12 protein-coding genes are annotated in these 18,711 nt (G+C 48.4%); 11 read left to right on the top strand and 1 reads right to left on the bottom strand.

Features of this window, described 5'->3' with window-relative positions; all coding sequences use genetic code 11:
* The first annotated feature begins 2 nt into the window (after positions 1-2).
* The 4 genes from HGH90_RS04665 (at position 3) to HGH90_RS04650 (ending at position 4,474) form a co-directional block, all read left to right on the top strand.
* Complete coding sequence (locus tag HGH90_RS04665) at positions 3-1,802, top strand: 7TM diverse intracellular signaling domain-containing protein (protein WP_169190496.1); 1,800 nt, start codon at positions 3-5, stop codon at positions 1,800-1,802.
* An 87-nt stretch (positions 1,803-1,889) separates the two neighbouring features.
* Positions 1,890-2,561 (top strand): hemerythrin domain-containing protein, encoded by a 672-nt coding sequence (locus tag HGH90_RS04660; RefSeq protein WP_168763866.1) that lies wholly within the window; start codon positions 1,890-1,892, stop codon positions 2,559-2,561.
* A gap of 97 nt (positions 2,562-2,658) precedes the next feature.
* Positions 2,659-3,234: a hypothetical protein gene (locus HGH90_RS04655; protein WP_168763864.1), complete on the top strand. Its 576-nt coding sequence runs from the start codon at positions 2,659-2,661 to the stop codon at positions 3,232-3,234.
* A gap of 367 nt (positions 3,235-3,601) precedes the next feature.
* Positions 3,602-4,474, top strand: coding sequence for an EamA family transporter (locus HGH90_RS04650; protein WP_169190495.1), 873 nt, complete (start codon positions 3,602-3,604; stop codon positions 4,472-4,474).
* A gap of 90 nt (positions 4,475-4,564) precedes the next feature.
* Here the strand turns inward: HGH90_RS04650 and HGH90_RS04645 are convergent, their stop codons facing one another.
* Positions 4,565-5,143 carry an RNA polymerase sigma-70 factor gene (locus HGH90_RS04645; RefSeq protein ID WP_168763861.1) on the bottom strand — a complete coding sequence of 193 codons (579 nt, stop codon included), beginning with the start codon at positions 5,141-5,143 and terminating at the stop codon, positions 4,565-4,567.
* A gap of 162 nt (positions 5,144-5,305) precedes the next feature.
* On the opposite strand from HGH90_RS04645, the gene HGH90_RS04640 reads away from it, so the two are divergent.
* The 7 genes from HGH90_RS04640 to HGH90_RS04610 all read left to right on the top strand — a co-directional run bounded on the left by HGH90_RS04640 (position 5,306) and on the right by HGH90_RS04610 (position 18,671).
* Positions 5,306-6,307 (top strand): FecR family protein, encoded by a 1,002-nt coding sequence (locus HGH90_RS04640; protein ID WP_169190494.1) that lies wholly within the window; start codon positions 5,306-5,308, stop codon positions 6,305-6,307.
* A gap of 188 nt (positions 6,308-6,495) precedes the next feature.
* Positions 6,496-9,822 (top strand): SusC/RagA family TonB-linked outer membrane protein, encoded by a 3,327-nt coding sequence (locus tag HGH90_RS04635; protein ID WP_169190493.1) that lies wholly within the window; start codon positions 6,496-6,498, stop codon positions 9,820-9,822.
* Positions 9,823-9,844: 22 nt separating this feature from the next.
* On the top strand, positions 9,845-11,482 hold the full coding sequence (locus HGH90_RS04630) for a RagB/SusD family nutrient uptake outer membrane protein (RefSeq protein WP_169190492.1): 1,638 nt from the start codon (positions 9,845-9,847) through the stop codon (positions 11,480-11,482).
* A 29-nt stretch (positions 11,483-11,511) separates the two neighbouring features.
* Positions 11,512-12,792 (top strand): IPT/TIG domain-containing protein, encoded by a 1,281-nt coding sequence (locus HGH90_RS04625; protein WP_168764061.1) that lies wholly within the window; start codon positions 11,512-11,514, stop codon positions 12,790-12,792.
* The gene (locus tag HGH90_RS04620; protein WP_169190491.1) at positions 12,792-13,925 is read left to right on the top strand and encodes a family 20 glycosylhydrolase; all 1,134 of its coding nucleotides are present in this window, start codon (positions 12,792-12,794) and stop codon (positions 13,923-13,925) included. Before HGH90_RS04625 ends, HGH90_RS04620 begins: the two co-directional genes overlap by 1 nt.
* Before the next feature lie 293 nt (positions 13,926-14,218).
* On the top strand, positions 14,219-17,260 hold the full coding sequence (locus tag HGH90_RS04615) for a SusC/RagA family TonB-linked outer membrane protein (protein ID WP_169190490.1): 3,042 nt from the start codon (positions 14,219-14,221) through the stop codon (positions 17,258-17,260).
* Between the two features lie 28 nt (positions 17,261-17,288).
* On the top strand, positions 17,289-18,671 hold the full coding sequence (locus tag HGH90_RS04610; protein ID WP_169190489.1) for a SusD/RagB family nutrient-binding outer membrane lipoprotein: 1,383 nt from the start codon (positions 17,289-17,291) through the stop codon (positions 18,669-18,671).
* Positions 18,672-18,711 lie beyond the last annotated feature (40 nt).

Below are 18,711 nucleotides of genomic sequence, written 5' to 3'. Positions count from 1 at the left end.
ATATGCGCATAGGTAGCTGTACCCGGTTTATATTCCTGTTGCTGGCAGGCCTCTTTACTTTGCCGCCTGTTGCAAAAGGAGCGGAAGTGCAGCTGTTAGAAAACAGGGGCATATACCCGGTGCACGGTGTTTCCTATTATGTGGACAACAGCCGGCAAATGGATATCACGGCGGTGCTGCAGCATGCAGGAGACTTTCACCGGGTCCATTCTACGTTGTTATCTTTGCATACTACCGCTGCAGCAGTATGGGTAAAGATCAGCATAGATAACCATACTACCGATACTTCCTGGTATTTGCAGCTGGCTAGTCCCCCGGTGATGCAGGAAGTGATCTTATACGAATTAGCACAGCAGCACCCCCGTCGTATTTTCCATCTTCCCAAAAACAGTAAGGCATTAAATCAAACAATTATGCCGCTGCGACCTGCGGCAGGTGTTATAACAGACTATTATCTCCGGGTACGGGGCGATAATATGGTACGGCTATCAATGGCGGTGGCGGATATACAAACATTGTATGAGCGCAATCACCGGCAGGATGTGCTGAATGGCATTGTGCTGGGCGTGCTGGCAGCATTTATGGTGTATAATATTTTCATTTTTCTCCTGTTAAAAGAACCTGCTTATTTCTTTTATGTGGGCGGTGTTTTTTGCTGGGGGCTGAACCTCGCTTTTTATAACGGGTATCTTCCGCTGATCGTTCAAACGCCTGGTTGGATGAACAGCGCTTCAGTGCTGATACCTGTAAGTACGTTTTTTAGTATCTGGTTTACCAATGCTTTTTTACAGACAAAAATATACGCTTACCGTTTTTACCAGCTAGGTTGGTGGCTGACAGGAATCCTGGTCATCCCGATGACATTAGGGGTATTGGGATATTGGGCGGCAGGTTTCACCGTAATCCAATGGATCATGTATCCGTTCTTTTTTTATTGGATAGGAGCCGGCGTGGTCAGTTACCGCCGGGGATTTATTCCTGCAGGCTATTACCTGGCCGGATTTGGCGCTTTTGTGCTGGGAAATACCATCAACAACCTGAAAGACCTGGATATATTACCGGATGTTTTCCTCACCCGTACCAGTATGCATTGGGGAGCCATTGCGGAAGCATTTATCCTGTCGCTCGCATTGGCGCAGAAATTCAATTATTATAAACAGAAGGAAGAGAAAATACGGCGGGCGGCACTGAAGCTAGCCATTACCTTTTCTCACGACCTGATACAGGCACAGGAGAAAGAGCGGAAGCGTATCGCCACTGAATTACATGATAGCCTGGGACAAAAGCTGATACTGATCAAACATAAATTGTTGCTGGCACAAAAGCAGGGTATTGATTTGCCGCAGGATCAGTTTTCAGGGAATGTAGGGGCTATTATAGAAGAGGTGAGAAATATTTCCTATTCGCTGCGTCCTTACCAGATCGACTTAATAGGGCTTACGCAGGCGTTGCAAAGCCTGGCGGAAGAGCAGGCCGCTGCGGCAGGTATCACTTGTCATTTGTCGATAGATTCCATGGATGGACTTTTTCCACCGGATAATGAAATCAATATTTACCGCATTGTGCAAACGCTCTTACAGCAGGCGTTGCTCCCTGCGCCAACGGTAAACGCTTTTTCGCTGACCTTGCGCAAAACGAATGAAGAGATACATTTATTTTTTACGCCAGATCCCTATGTACCAATGGCGGACGATATCCTGCTGAGGGATATTCGTGAGCGGGTGAGCATATTACAGGGGCGCTTCCTGGTGCATGCCAGCGGCTATGATATGTCGCTGCCCGTAGTGCCCTGGCGGCCATAGGTATTGCTGCCTATATAATTAAACAGTAATGCCCATTTTTCCCGCAGGGGGCCGGAAGTACTTTTGTAGCAGAGTAATTCTGAAGATATGGCACAATTACGGTTCAATGTTTTTAAACAGGCGCACAAAGGTCTGAGGCTCTTATTAAACGATACCATACAGGCAATTCAACAAACAGATTTTTCTATACTGGCGGATGGAAATGCCTGCATAGTCACCATAAAAACTACCCTGCAACTGTTTCACGTACATGCCAGCCTGGAAGACCAGGATGTATTTCCCATGCTGTTGCCAATAGCGCCTGCCGTGGTAGTGCACTTCGAGAAGGAGCATGAAAAAGATGAAGCGCTGATTATGAATCTTCATAAGATTTTTGAACAGTATGAGTTGGCGGATAGCCCGGAAGCGCTGCTGGCCGCAGGTAATACGCTATTACATGAATTCGTTGCCTTCACTGCTTTTAACCTGGAACATATGAGCCAGGAAGAATGCCTGCTGAATCCTTTTTTATGGTCGCACTATACCGATGACGAAATAATGGCCATAGCTACTGCTGCTGTGAAGAAAATACCTCCGGCCAAAAACGATCTTTTTATACCCTGGATGCTGAAAGGTAACAGCGATAAGGAAGTAGCGCAATGGTTGCAGCGGGTAAAGGAAAGTGCGCCGGCGCCTGCCTATGAGCGCCTTTATGCTACTGCGGTACAAACATTGGACAGTAGCAGGATGCAGCATATTACCGCTGTTATGGAAGGATGATATAGGTAGTGTTGCCTATATAAATGATCATTAACGCTTATGATTGGACGGTATGAGTTCCGCTAAATTTGAGTCACTGATAATTAAATCATCAACGATGAGACGCCCCATATTAACAGGTATTTTCCTGCTGGCTATGCTGGCCTGCCGCCATCGACCAACAGAACAGCCGGAGCCGGTTGTACCTCAAACCTATACTTCCTTTGGCGATAGTGCCATTGCTTATGCACACCCCACTGCTATTGACCTGGATAAAGACGGTGCACAGGACTTCACTGTGATGGTACCATTGATAATGGAGAATGGACGAAGTGAGATGCGGTTCGTGGTGGTACCGGCCCTCGGCAATAGCACTTTATTAAATGGCAGTTTGCCGGCGAGTTACGCTGCCGGAGAACGGGCGCCGCTCACCGACCAGTCGCCACTGGTATGGGCGGTGCATCAGTCGCCGGTGCTGGTGGCAAAAATATACGATCCCGCTACCCAGCTGACGCATTGGAATGGCGTATGGAAGCAGCAATATAAACGCTCGCTGGCGGTGCGGATGCAAAAGAATGATAAGGCCTATTTTGGATGGATACGTTTTTCTTATGCAGGAGACGACCAGGAGGCGATCGTGCTGCATGATGCCGCGATTGCTACCCAGCCAGGCGTAATGCCCAAAGCACTTTAAGCAACAATACGGGCACACCTTTTTATATGGATTCAGCGTAAGCACTGCGCATCGTCAGGGCATAACCCCAAGATAAAGGACCTCCCTCTCATAGGGCAGGTCCTTTTATTATAATACTATTACTGTACCCGGAAAGAATTTTTTTATTATCTTGCCTTCTTCAAAGGAATTTTTTTTATGCATCGCATTTATTCAAGTACTCCTCCTCCTGCTGTTGTTGTAGTATCCGCACAATAACCAGCGTTCTTTTACTTAGCAGCTGCGCCTGTTGCAGGCAGCAGTATGTCCATTTTATATCTAAGTCAGTCAGACCTGGTTATTCTTCGTGCCCTGTATTTTCTCTTTTTTATTGTTTTAAACGAAAATAATGACCAGGTATATATTCATGGTTTTTGCCGGTGCGTGCAGCTTCGGCATCCTTTCTACATTTGTAAAGCTGGCTTACCGGGAGGGGTATGCCGCAGCCGAGATATCCGTCACACAAGCCTTTACAGGCATGCTGGTGTTATGGGGCCTTACCTTGATTTATCAACGGAGTAAAGAAAAACTGAGTGGGCGAGACTGGCGCTGGTTGTTGTTTACTGGCGCCACGATTGGGCTTACCAGCTTTGTATATTATGTATCGGTAGCGTATATACCGGCTTCGGTAGCCATTATCCTGCTGATGCAATTTACCTGGATAGGGTTGTTGCTCGACTGGATCATTTTTGGAAAACGTCCATCGGGTTTGCAATGGCTCACTGCGGGTCTTATCCTGCTGGGTACCTGGCTGGCCAGCGGTTTGGCCAGCGGGCGTATGGAAACGTTGTCGGTAAAAGGGGTGGCCTATGCGGGTGCTTCCGCGGTGCTGTATGCCATTTATGTGATCGCCAATAGCCGGGTGGCCAAACAGCTGCATCCCTTGCGGAAGAGCGCTATTATCATGACAGGTTCGACGATGGGCGTGCTATTGGTAAATGCGTCGGCGCTGGCGGTGAGCACACATTTTAATGTGGGTCTCATCAAATGGGCTTTGTTCCTGTCGCTGTTCGGAACGATCATTCCACCGTTGCTATTTGCGCGGGGAATACCTAAAGTAGGTGCAGGTATCAGCGCCGTTATCATGACGGCAGAATTGCCGGTCGCTATTATTTGTTCACACCTCTTGCTGGCGGAGCCGGTAAATGGTGTGCAATGGGCCGGAGTGGTAGTGATGCTGCTGGCCATGGTGCTGTTGAATGCGCATTATTTCAGGCGTTGATGAGTGCTGAGCAGGAAGCAGAAAGCTATTGAAACGAAGGATCTGCGGAAATCGCCATCCGCCTCAATAGCTTTTTGTTTTCCGCTTTCTTTACCGCGACATTACTACGATCAGCGCCAGCGCCAGTCCATAATCTTTAAACTCGCTACGCATGACCTGCAGGGATTTTCCCATATGTTTTTCTACGGCTTTCACAGAAATGCCTAAACGTTGTGCTATTTCCTTGTGACTGAGGTGTTCGCGGCGACTGAGTAAAAATACCTGCCGACTGCGTGCTGTTAATTTATCCAGTGCTTGTTCCAGTTGCTGTTCCAACAGTTTCACATCGTAGGTGTTGGCCGTTTCTGTTATTTTATCTGTGGGGAGATGTTGATGGTGTTGCTGGTGCAATAGTGAATTCCTGATTTCATTGAATATCCTGTTGCGCAGCGCGCCATACAGGTATGCTTTTATATTTTTTATCTCCCCCAGGGTATGGCGGTTTTTATACAGTGCAATAAAAATATCCTGGAGCATATCTTCCAGCAGATGCGGTACTGGAAACCTATTGTGGGCATGACGATACAGGTCGGCAGCATAACGCTGATACAAGGTTTCGAACGCCTTGTTGTCATTGTTCGCCAGTAATATTACTAATGCTTCATCCTGTAATGCAATATACTCGGTCATTCTTTCCCACTTATGCCGGCAAGGTCAGATGGCCGGCTATGCTTGAAGGCTTAAGATATAAAAAAAAGGGGGCAACGTATCAAACCCGCAAAAAATAAATTTAAAAAAAGGGGTAGGGTAGGAAGACAGTGGGGTGTCTACAGCATTAGACAACCAAAATAAATGAGTGATCAGCAACTGATTGGATTACTGGAAAAATACCTGCAGGGTAACTGTACAGCAGCTGAGAAAGCCGCGCTGGAAGCCTGGTACGAAGGATACAGGGCAGCGGTCCCGGCAGATGGGGAACCTGCATCGCCCAACTTACTGGCAGTTTATCATGACATCACCGGCCGGCTAAAAAAGGAAGGTGATTGGGTGGAAACGCCGGTGCGCACCCTCGCTCACCGGTGGTGGTGTATTGCTGCGGCTGTTTTAGTGCTGGTAACTGCCGTGGGCATCTGGAAATATTATCCCCGTCCTGCCCGGCAATTGGCCCTCGATACAGACGAAGGCATCCGGAAACAAGCCACCCTGGCAGATGGTACAGAAGTTTGGATGAACGTGGGTAGTCATCTGCGCTATCCAGCCAATATGGATAAGAGCCGCGAAGTATACCTCCAGGGAGAAGCTTTTTTTGCGGTTACTAAGAACGATGCCCAACCTTTTATTATTCATACCGATGATATGCAGGTGCAGGTACTGGGCACCCGCTTCAACGTAAAAGCCTATACCGGCGACGAATCGCTGGAAGCTACGCTGGTGGAAGGGCGTATTGCCATTGCCCACGAGGAACATATGCTAAACCTGGCTGCCGGCGAAAAATTAACGCTGAGGAAGAAAACCGCTTCCTTCCAGCAACCACCAGGCAGCCGCGTACTGGATTGGGGCGACCGGATCGCTATCGTGGAAAAAATGGCGCTGGCAACAGAGCGGGACAACACGGGCGAACTGGTATGGATGGATAACAAGCTGGCATTTAAAGATAAGTCGTTCCCTGAACTGGTAAGACTGATGAGCCGTTGGTATAACCGCAAAATTATATTGACAGATACTTTCCCGGCAGACTACCGGTTTAAGGGTACTTTTAAAAAGGAAACAGTAGAAGAGGTGTTGAATGCATTACAAATAACAGCTGATTTTAAGTATACAGTCAAAGGCGATTCCATCTTCCTGCATCACTAAATCAACCAAATCATAAAAAACACGCAATGAAAAATTTTACCTGGGTTCCACCTAAGTGGGTATAGCCACTCCTTCTGCCAAAAGAAAGGGACGCGTGCGGCGTCCCTTCCAGCCAAACATGGAATGAAACAAGTACATCCGTGCGGGATGCTCATTGTTTCAAATGTCTAACGTTCAATTTCAAAAGTATGAAAAAAACGCTGTGTTTAAAAACAGCCCGTTCCAACTATTTAGCGCGAAAAACATTCCTGGGTATGAAGCTTTGCCTGATTCTCATAACTGCTGCTGTTTTACAGGTGCGTGCAGAGGCTTATTCACAAAGCAAGTTTACACTCAATAGCCGGCAGATAGCACTGCATAAGCTGTTGGAGTGGGTGGAAACGAAAAGTGATTACCGTTTCCTCTACAACTACAAAACTTTTCCGAAAGATGAAAAGGTTGATGTAAACTTCAAAGAGGCCACCCTGCCGGAAATCCTGGACCAGGTACTCACTAAAAATTTCAGATACCGGATGCTTGAAGGCGGACTGGTAGCCATTTCGGAAAGTACCGCCGATATCATCGTAAAAGGTAAGGTAACTTCCGAAAACGGACAGGAACTGCCCGGTGTAAGCATACAGCTGAAAGGTACGGGCCGCGGTACCGCCACCGATGTAGACGGTAACTTCACCATCAACGTGCCGGAGAACGGCATACTCCTCGTGTCATTCCTGGGATACCAGGCCGTAGAAGTACCGGTAAAAGGGATGAAGCAACTACCAGTGATCAGGCTGAAGCCTTCGGAAGCAGGACTAAATGAAGTAGTCGTACTGGGATACGGTCAGAAGCAAACCCGCCAGAGTATTACCGGTGCTGTATCCAGCGTACAAACCAAAGAGCTGAAGCAAAGCCCCGTCGCCAATTTATCGAATGCATTGGCAGGACGCCTGCCAGGCCTCATTACCGCGCAGCATTCCGGACGCCCCGGTGGCGACGATGCCCAACTGTTTATTCGGGGCATCAGCACCATCGGCGCTACCAATCCCCTCGTAGTAATCGACGGATTGCCCCGCGGCGATGCTAACATCGGGCAGCTGGACCCCAACGAAGTAGAGTCGGTGTCTATCCTCAAAGATGCTTCCTCTACGGCATTATACGGTATACAGGGCGCTAACGGTATCGTGTTGGTGACCACCAAACGCGGTAAAGACGGTCCTCCCAACATCCAGGTGAATATGCAGTATGCCTTGCAGCAACCGACTAACTTTCCCCGCTTCCTGAGTTCTTATCAATCCGGCGTGCTGGAAAATGAAGCCGCCAAAAACGATGGACTGCCTCCCGTATTTTCAGACCAGGAACTGGAATATTATAAAACAGGACTGAAACCCTATGATTATCCCAATACCGACTGGTACCAGGAAATGATCCGGAAAAACTCCCCGCAAAAAACGGCCAACATCAATATTGGCGGTGGTTCCAAGTATGTGAAATACTTTGTTTCCGGGTCTTACCTGCGGCAGGAGCCTATTTACCGCAGAGCTAACGAAAACATCTACGGCGTAAAATATAAATATGACCGTTTCAATTTCCGGTCCAACGTAGATATTACGCTCGACAAAAATACCGACCTGCAGGTAGACCTGGCCTCCCGGCTGGAAAACAGAACTGGTCCTTCCAGCGATCGTAACAACAACGAATTCCTTTGGGTAGTATTGTCGCAGATGACCAACCGCCTTACACCCCGGCTCAATCCCAATGGGAGTATTGCTTCCGGCACCATGCGGGAAGACTTTTACAATCCCTATGGTATGCTCACCCGCGGCGGCTACCTCGATGCCTACTGGCATAGCACCAATGGCAGCGTAGCCATGACGCGTAAGCTGGACTTCATTACTCCCGGGCTGAAAGTAAAAGGGCTGTTTACTTTTGAAAACTATGGCGACATCAACTTCGCGCTGGACCAGGAGTTTGACTCCTATCGTTATAAGTCGGTGCCCGGCGGCGATGGTATATATACCCAACACCGCAAGGCCACCAGCCTGCAACGTTCCGGCTATTCCAGCGGCGAAAGATATTATTACTACGATCTCAAACTGACGTATGACCGTGACTTTGGTAAACACTCCATCAGCGGCTTATACCTGTTTAACCGTAATTACCGGTCCCAATCAGGTAACCTGCCAAGAGTATACGAAGGATTTGTAGGCAGGATTGCTTACAACTATGCGGCTAAATATTATCTCGAATTTAATGCCGGTTACAACGGTTCTGAGAACTTCCCTCCGGGTAAGCGTTATGGCTTTTTTCCGGCAGTTTCTGCCGCTTGGATACTGAGTAGCGAAGAATTTATGAAGCACCAGTCGGCCTTTAGTTTCCTGAAAATGCGCTTCTCGCATGGTTATGTGGGCAATGACCAGATAGGCGGCGACCGCTGGTTGTATATGTCTGATTACGCCCGGGGTGGCGGATTTACTTTTGGTAGCGTAGCATCTTCTGTTGGCGGGTATTATGAGAACAGGATTGGTAATACCGCTATCACCTGGGAGAAAGCCGCCAAAACCAACCTGGGAATTGAAACGGGTTTCATGAAGGATAAGCTGAAGTTTTCGGTAGACATCTTTAATGAGCTGCGTAAAGACATTCTTACGTATGCCGGTACCATTCCTGCTTATATGGGTATCACCGCTTCGCTCAACAGGAATATGGGGCGCATCCGTAATAAAGGGATAGAAGCGGAGCTGAACCTGTATACCAATATTTACCAGGTAGGTGTTTTTTCAAAGCTGAATTACCAGTATGTAAAAAACAGGATACTGGAGCTGGACGAACCTAAGCTGGCTTATCCTTATCAGAGTGCTGTGGGCAATCCTATTGGCTACGACCTGGGATATGTGGCAGAAGGGCTGTTCCAGAGCCAGGATGAAATCAACAAGAGCGCGAAGCAGACTTTTTCGCCGGTGATACCGGGAGATATTAAATACAAGGACCTTAACAACGACGGTAGAATAGACGAGGCCGACAGAACCATGTTGCCCATGATGAATGTACCCACCAGCTACTTCGGTGCCACGTTAGGCTTCGACTATAAGGGGCTGGATGTAAGTGTATTGTTCCAGGGTGCGGGCGGCGGGCGCCAGATCTTTTCAGCGCAGCTGACTGCCAACTACCGCGAAAGCTTTCGTCCTTTTCATGAAAGCCGCTGGACACCGGAGAATGCCGCCAATGCTACTTTCCCGGCACTGCACCTGACAGAGGCCAATATGGCCAATAACTTCGTGTCCTCTACCTACTGGATACGGAAAACAGACTACGTGAAATTAAAGAATGCAGAAATAGGTTACCGCTTACCTGCGAGCTGGCTGAAGCGGGTGAAGATGAAAAGCGTACGTATATACGTGAATGGTATGAACCTCGTAAGCTGGGACAATGTGAAAGAACTGGGTATTGATCCCGAATCAAATACCGGCGGACGTTGGGGATGGCAACCTTATCCCATTATGCGGGTATACAATGCTGGTGTGACGATCAATCTTTAATCATCTGCGATAAAATATAACCATGAGAACGTTCTTACATAAAACAGGAATCGCAGCGGTGCTGGTGTTATGCGTGGCTGCCTGCGGAAAAAATTATCTCGATAGAAAGCCCAGCGACCTGATTACCGAAAAGGAAGTGTTTTCCAATATCGAAAACGCCGAGGGGTTTGTGAATAACATTTATACGAGTTTACCTAATATCTTCAAGCCTGGCGCTGCCTGGGGACTGAGCAGTGCTACCGATGAAACCAACCAGGCGAACGACTCCTATGCTGGCAGCTTTAATACCGGTTCTATGAGCCCTTCTAATTTCCCGTTGCAAAGCTGGTGGGGCGATTACTATGGTAAAATACGGGCCTGTAATAAGTTCCTGGCGCAATATAGCCTGGTGCCGGAAGACCCGAACTATCCGCAGCGCCGCTCCCGTTTAAAAGGCGAAGTGCTGCTGTTGCGCGCCTTCTACTACTTTGAGCTGATGCGCTCTTTTGGTGGCGTGCCGTTGTTGCTGGAGGAAAAGAATCCTTTCGATAACCCATCGGGTATTTATTTCAAGCGCAACAGCATCGATGAAGTTACCGCCGCTGTTATCAAGGATTTGCAGGATGCTGCTGCGTTGTTGCCGGTTACTTATAATGAACGTCCTTCCAATTGGGGACGTGCCTCCAAAATGATTGCCATGGCCCTGGAAGGAAGGGTGCGGTTGTTTTATGCCAGCCCGCTTTTTAACCCGGGTAATACAGCTGGCCGCTGGCAAGCTGCTGCCCTGGCTTGCAGAGCGGCGTTAGATACCGCTCTCGCCAACGGATATACGTTGTACGACAATTACGGCGATATCTTTACGCAGTATTTCAACCGGGAAGTGATCTGGAGCCGTGGCGCCCCCGGCGCTTTCGGTGATGGCGGTATAGACCGGGAAATGAATCCCCGTAGTGCTAACGGGTATGGCAACATTACACCATTACAGGAACTGGTAGACGATTATGAGATGAAAGCAACTGGTTTACCTATTACAGATCCCGGTTCTGGCTACAGTGCGCAACGGCCTTATGATGGCAGGGATCCGCGCTTTTATGCCACCATCCTGTATCCCGGCTGCAGCTGGAAAGGAAAGGTACTGGACCCTAACGGCGCCGATGCGCCACGCTCCGGGCAGATAGCTACCAACTACTGGCCACGTAAATACCTGCTGCCTTCAGTAGACCTGTTTGCCGGTACCGGCGCCAGCGATCGCAAGTGGGTACTGATCCGCACAGCGGAGTTGTATCTCAATTATGCAGAAGCACAAAATGAAGCAGCTGGTCCCAGTGGCGATGTATACAATGCCCTCAACGCGATCCGTACCCGGGCCGGCATGCCCGCTTACAGCGGAGGAAACCAGGCCACCCTGCGGGCTAAGATACGTCATGAAAGAAGGATAGAGCTGGCCTTGGAAGATCACCGTTTCTGGGATGTACGTCGCTGGAAAATAGCGGAAGTGGTGGACAACAAAGAAGTACATGGTGTAGCGGTGAGCGGCACCGGTAACATCACCTATACTTACCCGGTTATCCGGAAAAGAGTATTTGACCCCGCAAAAAATTACTGGCTGCCCATTCCACAGAGTGAAATAGATAAGGTCAGTGGCCAGAATCCTGAATTTAAGCAAAATCCGGGTTGGTAACGGTTTGTATCTCCTTAAAAAAATAACAAATGAAAACTATTATATACCGTTTGCAGGTAGTTCTGTTGATCCTTACAGCTACCGCCTGCAACAAAGACAAAGGTTTTGTACACGACAACAATGCCCCGGTGATAGTGGATAGATTTACGCCGGAGGCTGGCGCCGCCGGAACCGAAGTGTTGATTTACGGCAGCAATTTCAGCACCGATACCACGGGTATTACCGTTACCGTAAATGGTAAGAAAGCCTTGATAGAAGGCGTGATCAGCGATCATATCCTGGTGGTGATACCGGAGAAAGCCGGCACCGGAAAAATATCGGTGACCATCAATGGACAAACCGGGACGGCGCCCAAAGACTTCCAGTATCAAACTTCGTATAAGGTAACTACCCTGGCCGGTAATGGCGCCGCGGGGTATGGGGAAGGGAAAGGCAGCGCAGCATTTTTTAATTTCAATAACCGCTGCGGATTGGATGTAGATGCACAGGGAAATGTATATGTGGCAGACGGTGGTAACCTGCGGGTAAGGAAGATTACACCGGATGGTACGGTATCTACTCTTTGCGGCAACGGTACTTACGGGTACCTGGAAGGAAAGGGCACTGATGCCCAGTTTATGCTGCCTATGGACATTGCCACCGACAACCAGGGCAATGTGTTTGTGACGGATCCTATCGCCTGGACGATCCGCAAGATTACCCCCGATGGTACTTCTTCGCTGGTATGCTGGGGGAATGCCTGGGGGATAGGGATCGATAAGCGAAATGGAACGATGTATTATGCCAATGCGCAAAAGCCGGGAAGCATTTACCAGGTAACGCCCGACGGGCAGTCCACACAAATCATTACCGGCCTAGAATACCCGGCAGATGTAGCAGTAGATGATAAGGGCAACCTGTTTGTTACAGAAAATGGCACCTCCGTTATTAAGCAATTTAAGGCCGGCACCTGGGAGCAGGATGGCATCGCCGGTGCAGCGGGTCAAACCGGGTTGGTGAATGGCATTGGCAGTGCTGCCCGTTTTGATTATCCCTGGTTTTTAGCTATAGACGCCACCAACAACCTGTTTGTAGCGGGCAATGGTACCTGGGATGGATCTTCCGTGAATACCAATCAATGTATCCGCCGTATCAACATAGCTACCTGGGATGTAACCACCTATATTGGAGGCACTACAGCAGGATTTGCAGACGGCTCCGGCGCTGCGGCCCTGTTCTATGCTCCTACGGGCGTAGCGGTAGATAAAGACGGTGTAATATATATACAGGATAGAAACAATAACCGGATTCGCAAAGTAATAGCAGAGTAATGAAAAGGATCATGAAACAATACCTGCTGGCAGCGGCATATTTGCTGCTGCCATTGACTGCGCCCGCGCAGCAACCCGCCTTTAAATGGAATGTATTACCAGTAAAAGGGCTACTGCTGAGCGTACCTGCTCCACAGGACGTACCCTTGCTTTGCCGCTTCATCAAAGAAGCATTGAAGGCAGAAGGCGTAAATACACTGGCACTCAGGATTGAATATGCATACCAGTTCAAGTCGCACCCGGAGCTGGCAGAACACAACGCCATTTCAGAGAACGACCTGAAACAGATTGTGCAGGCCTGCAGGGAAGCGGGCATCCGGTTTATACCGACCATGAACCTGCTGGCCCACCAATCTGAGCAAACCGAGATAGGGCCTTTATTAAAGCGCTATCCCCAGTTGGATGAGTCGCCCGACTATAACCCGCCGGTGCCCTGGAAAAATGGCGGTATGTTCGACTTCTACAGCAAGTGTGTTTGCACGCAGCATCCCGATTTGTTTCCTATCTTTTTTTCACTGATGGATGAGTTGATTGATGTGTGCGGCGCCGACGCCTTTCATGTAGGTCTTGACGAAGCATGGATTATCGGCTATGATAAATGTCCCCGTTGCGGTGGGCGTGACAAAGCGGAATTATTTGGCGCCTATGTGACTGCGCTGCATCAGCATCTCAAAGAAAAAAAATGCCAGCTATGGATGTGGAGTGATCGCCTGATAGATGGTAAAACTACCAACCTGCTGGCATGGCAGGCCAGCATGAATAATACCGCCCGGGCGATAGATATGATACCAAAGGATATCATGATCTGCGACTGGAAATATGAGGATGCACCGCCTACTCCCGGCTACTTTGCGGTGAAAGGATTTCAGGTGCTGCCTGCCGCCTGCGGGAATAAAGACGTAGCGCTGGCGCAGTTGGAGCAGGTATATGCCGCCCGTAAAAATGCCCTCCGGGCAGAATTTTCCCGTACGTTGTCAGAACGCATGCCTGGCGTATTTGAAACCATGTGGGTAAATACCCGTGAATTTATAGATGGTTATTACAACCGCAAAGGTGTGCGTCCGGCTACACAGGACAATGTAGATACTTTTAAGGCGTTGTTTGCCGAAATCCGGAAGAAAGAGAAGCAGTAGTAGCTGGCAGCATTTAAGATACAAATGAAGGAGGGCGTTTCCAAACGCCCTCCTTCTTGTTTTAATGAATTAGTATCAAAATAACAATTAAATAATAACCCCTCCCTTTTCTTATCTATATTATTGTCAATACGACAGTTAACATACTTGTATTATAGCGTTATTGGGTATTTTGGGATAATATACGTTTACAATCGGTTAATTATTCTGTATCCATGTTTACTGCTTACCCCTACTTTTATTGTGCTAACTATTCTATGAGAGCCTTCAACTGTCAACCAAACGTTAATCAAATGGCACATTCAGTAAAATCAGCAGTATCACGATGTTTCATACCGCTATGCGTGGTATGTTTTCTTGCGCTCTTCCCCCGTGCTGCATCAGCACAGAAGAGGGCGATTACAGGTACTGTGGCCGATTCATCCGGCACGCCTGTTATCGGCGCCACCGTCCGGGAAAAAGGTGGTAAGGCTGTCACTACCTGTGGCGCCGACGGGACTTTTAAATTAACCGTAGATGAAAAAAATTCCCTGCTCATTTCCAGTATCGGGTTCCTGAATGCGGAAGTGCCGGTAGGCAGCAGAACTATCTTCGCCATTACGTTAACCAGCAACACCGCCGCGCTGAATGCAGTAGTTGTAACGGCGCTGGGCGTAAAGCGGGAAAAGCGCAACCTGACATTCAGCTCCCAACAGCTGAACGGGGAGGAACTGTTAAAAACCAAGGAACCTAATCTGGTCAATACATTGGCAGGAAAGGTACCGGGCATACAGATCACCAGTTCTTCCGGTAATGCAGGGGCCTCCTCCCGCATTGTGATCCGGGGTAATTCTTCTCCTACCGGCGAAAACCAGGCATTATTTGTGATCGACGGCGTGCCGGTAGATAACACAGAAACCGGTAATATCAGCGGTGGTGCAGCAGGTTCCGGCGTAAACCGTATTGCTGATATTGATCCTGCCATTATTGAAAATATAAATATCCTCAAAGGCGCCGCCGCTACCGCGTTGTATGGTTCTTCCGGCGCCAGGGGCGTAGTGCTCATCACCACTAAAAATGGAGGGGTGGATAAAAAGCCGGTATTCAATTTTTCGTCAGATGCCTCTTTTGAACATCCGCTATTACCGGAACGGCAAACCATGTATGGACAGGGTACCAACGGCATCTTTTATAACGGGGAGGACGCCGATAAGAAAACGAGCCTTTCCTGGGGCCCCCGCATGGATACACTCAAGGTAAACGGCCAACCTGCGTCCACCTATAACCCGTACAACTTTTTCCGTACCGGTATCACCACCAACAATACTATTTCTGCTGCCGGCAGTAACAATAATTCCAACTACTTCCTCAGCTACTCCTATTTTAACCAGAAAGGAATAATGCCAGGAAATGATTTTAAACGTCATTCCTTTTTTGCGAAATACAATTCCAAAATAGGAAAATATGTAAGCACCACTTTCCAGCTGGGATACAGTAACTCCGGCCAGGACAGGCTGCCGGAAGGCGCCAGCAACGGACCTTTATTTGTATTGCTGGTGCAACCGGTATCCTGGAATCCTTACCCGGTGTTCAAGCCAGACGGCAGCCAGCGCGGCTATCGCAATTCCAGGAATATGCCCCTGTGGACGCTCGATAACATCAGCAACAATTCTAAAGTTAACAGGTTTCTCCCGGTATTTACCGCCAATATCACGCCCACCAGCTGGCTTACTATTACCGAGAGACTGGGCGCAGATATGTATACAGAGTCCGATAAATACATAGAACATCCCAGCCCGCAGATCGGCCTCACCGGGCAGATCAGGAACCAGAACGTCAACTTCCAGCAGTTTAACAATGACCTGATCGTGAACGCTACCAAAACATTTGGCAAGTTTAATGTGAACCTGCTGCTCGGTAATAATATCTATACTACCTACAACCAGTATATGAATATTAATAGCACCGGACTGAATATTACGGATTTTAACAACTTATCGTCCGGTACCACTATTACTGGTACAGAAAGCCATACCCAGCTCCGGAAGGTGGGCTTCTACTCACAGGCTAACATTGAGTACAATCGCTTCCTGAACCTGTCTTTAACCGGCAGGTACGACGGTAGTTCTGTGCTCAACCCCGACAAAAACTTTTATCCTTATGGATCGGCCGCAGCCAGTTTTATCTTTTCTGAGTTCCTAGGACCCAGGGCTTCCAATGTCATTAACTTCGGAAAGGTACGGTTGAGCTATGCCACCGTAGGTAACGACGGCGTTGGTGCGTATGCGTTATCTACTCCTTATATACAAGCCGGGCGGAACACGAATGCCGGTTATTTCCTGTTCCCCTTCCAGGGACAACAGGGATTTTTGCTGACATCAGCGCTGGGTAACCCATCACTCATTAATGAACGGCTAAATGAGTATGAAGCAGGGCTTGAAATGCGTTTCCTGAAAGACAGGATCAGCTTTGAAGGGTCCTATTTTAGCCGGCGCTCCAAAAATGGTCTCATTCCCGGTTCACAAATCTCTAATGCTACCGGCTTTAGTAATACCACTTTTAACTCCGCAGAAATATCCAACAAAGGAATAGAACTATTGCTGGGAGCCACTCCTGTGAAATCAAAAGATTTTAGCTGGAATATTACCCTCAACTTTTCGAAGATCAAAAACAAAGTGCTGACTTTGGGACCAGGCATTGAGCAGTTGGGACGCCTCATCAAAGGTCAGCCTTACAATATCTTTTATGGCGCCCGCTATAAACGCGCCGACAACGGGGAACTGCTGATTGATGCCGGCGGATTGCCGGTAGTCGATCCCCAACAGGGCATTGTAGGAGACATCAACCCGGATTGGCTGGCCGGACTGGATAACAGCTTCCGCTATAAACAATTCAGCCTTTCCTTCTTCTTCGATATGAAAAAAGGCGGCGATGTGCAAAATGATGTAGAAGCAGCCGGGCTTTACTACGGTACATCGAAAGAGACAACCACCCGCGGCAAAATCGTCATAAAAGGAATCAGCGAAGCAGATGGAAAGCCTAACAACGTGGAAGTAGATGCGCAAACATATTACCAGACCAGGCAATACGAATCAACCATCCAGGATGGTACTTATATCAAATTGCGGAACGTGAGTCTTTCCTACTTCCTGCCGGCATCCTTCCTGGCTAAAACGCCGTTCAAATCCGCTTCGCTGGCGGTTTCCGGCAGGAATCTCTGGATCTATAGCCCGCACTTTACCGGCGCGGATCCTGAAGTAAGCTCCTACGGCAATGGCAATAGCTCACAGGGCATCTATGCGTTTTCTACGCCCACCGCACGCTCTATCAACTTTTCACTGAAATTCAGTTTTTAGTATGCCAGCACCACTAAAATTTATCAACATGAGAAAGTCTTTTTATATACTGCTGATCGGGGGACTTTGTTTACAGGGCTGTAAAAAATTCCTGGATGTAAACAAAGATCCCAACAACCCGGTGGATGTGCAGGAGTCCTTGATCCTGGCGTCGGCAGAACTGAATATTTCCGACAATATACAAGGCGGTAATGCCGGGATCATTATACAGAACTATGTACAGAATATAGCTGCCAACCAGCTGAATCCTTATGTGGGCAGTTACCAGCTGTTTAATATTGATATGGATGGCGACTGGTCTAACTTTTACGTTACCTCGCTCAACAACCTGATTACTCTGAATAAAAAGGCAGAAGCGAATAACAATTGGAACTATGCGGCCATTGCCAAAATACTCACTGCGTACACACTCGGTACTGCCACCGATTTCTGGGGAGACATTCCTTATTCAAAAGGATTTACCAGCGGTGTTTTCACCGTGCCGTACGACAAACAGGAAGATATCTACAAAAGTATCCAATCGCTGCTCAGCGATGCCATTGCCAACATCGATAAGAACAGCAGTCCCAAAAGTCCTGCTGGTGACGACTACTTCTACAACGGCAATATGAGCGCCTGGCGTAAGCTCGCGTGGTCGTTGAAAGCCAGGTATTATATACATCTTACCAAAGCGCCCGGGTATATTGCCAAAACGCAGGCAGAAAATGCGATAGCCGCTTTAAAGAATGGCATGACTTCCAACGACGACGATCTTAAGTTTAGTTATGCAGGTGCTGCAGGCGCAGAAAATATCTGGTATCTCACCTTTACGCCGGTAACTACTTGCGTGATGAATGCCACCCTGGTAGATTCATTGCGTAACCGGAACGATCCCCGGTTATCAAAGATGATTGCTCCTGCCACTGCAACAGGATTGTATACCGGTAGAAAAATTGGTACGCCCACCGGCGACCTGGCCAGCTATGCTTACCCTGCTGCATTTTACGGCGCCAAAGCCTCTTCCAATTATATATTCAATTATACGGAGGCACTATTCATACAGGCAGAGGCGCTGCTGATCACCAGCGGTTATGCCGCGGCACAGCCGGTATATGTAAATGCTATCAATGCTCATCTGTCTAAATTGGGTATTGATCCCACTTCCGCTGCGGCGACTGCGTATGTGAACAGCCGTAAACTAACGGCTGGCAATGCGTTGCAGCTGATTATGGAAGAAAAAGCGGTGGCTAATATCTTCAATTTTGAAACGTATAACGACTGGAGGAGAACAGGTTTCCCAAAACTGCAGAAGGTAGACGGTGCATTGATAGACATCCCCCGGCGGTTATTATACCCGCAGAGCGAGATCATAACAAATGCACAACCACAACAAACCGCCATCCAGAGCACGAGGGTGTGGTGGGATAATTAAGACAATAGCACAAATAAAGAGGCTGTACCATTTGATTATG

The sequence above is a fragment of the Chitinophaga sp. Ak27 genome (genome assembly GCF_012726295.1).
In the GTDB taxonomy this organism is placed as follows: Bacteria; Bacteroidota; Bacteroidia; order Chitinophagales; family Chitinophagaceae; genus Chitinophaga.
The sequence above is the reverse complement of the archived record's forward strand: the minus strand, read 5'-3'. Positions and strand labels throughout refer to the sequence as shown.

Bases quoted from the DNA above. Each gene is read 5' to 3' on its own strand.
- HGH90_RS04650 (WP_169190495.1), top strand. From the start codon at position 3,602: ATGACCAGGTATATATTCATGGTTTTTGCCGGTGCGTGCAGCTTCGGC.
- HGH90_RS04640 (WP_169190494.1), top strand. From the start codon at position 5,306: ATGAGTGATCAGCAACTGATTGGATTACTGGAAAAATACCTGCAGGGT.
- HGH90_RS04615 (WP_169190490.1), top strand. From the start codon at position 14,219: ATGGCACATTCAGTAAAATCAGCAGTATCACGATGTTTCATACCGCTA.
- HGH90_RS04635 (WP_169190493.1), top strand. From the start codon at position 6,496: ATGAAAAAAACGCTGTGTTTAAAAACAGCCCGTTCCAACTATTTAGCG.
- HGH90_RS04610 (WP_169190489.1), top strand. From the start codon at position 17,289: ATGAGAAAGTCTTTTTATATACTGCTGATCGGGGGACTTTGTTTACAG.
- HGH90_RS04620 (WP_169190491.1), top strand. From the start codon at position 12,792: ATGAAAAGGATCATGAAACAATACCTGCTGGCAGCGGCATATTTGCTG.
- HGH90_RS04660 (WP_168763866.1), top strand. From the start codon at position 1,890: ATGGCACAATTACGGTTCAATGTTTTTAAACAGGCGCACAAAGGTCTG.
- HGH90_RS04655 (WP_168763864.1), top strand. From the start codon at position 2,659: ATGAGACGCCCCATATTAACAGGTATTTTCCTGCTGGCTATGCTGGCC.
- HGH90_RS04630 (WP_169190492.1), top strand. From the start codon at position 9,845: ATGAGAACGTTCTTACATAAAACAGGAATCGCAGCGGTGCTGGTGTTA.
- HGH90_RS04645 (WP_168763861.1), bottom strand. From the start codon at position 5,143: ATGACCGAGTATATTGCATTACAGGATGAAGCATTAGTAATATTACTG.
- HGH90_RS04625 (WP_168764061.1), top strand. From the start codon at position 11,512: ATGAAAACTATTATATACCGTTTGCAGGTAGTTCTGTTGATCCTTACA.
- HGH90_RS04665 (WP_169190496.1), top strand. From the start codon at position 3: ATGCGCATAGGTAGCTGTACCCGGTTTATATTCCTGTTGCTGGCAGGC.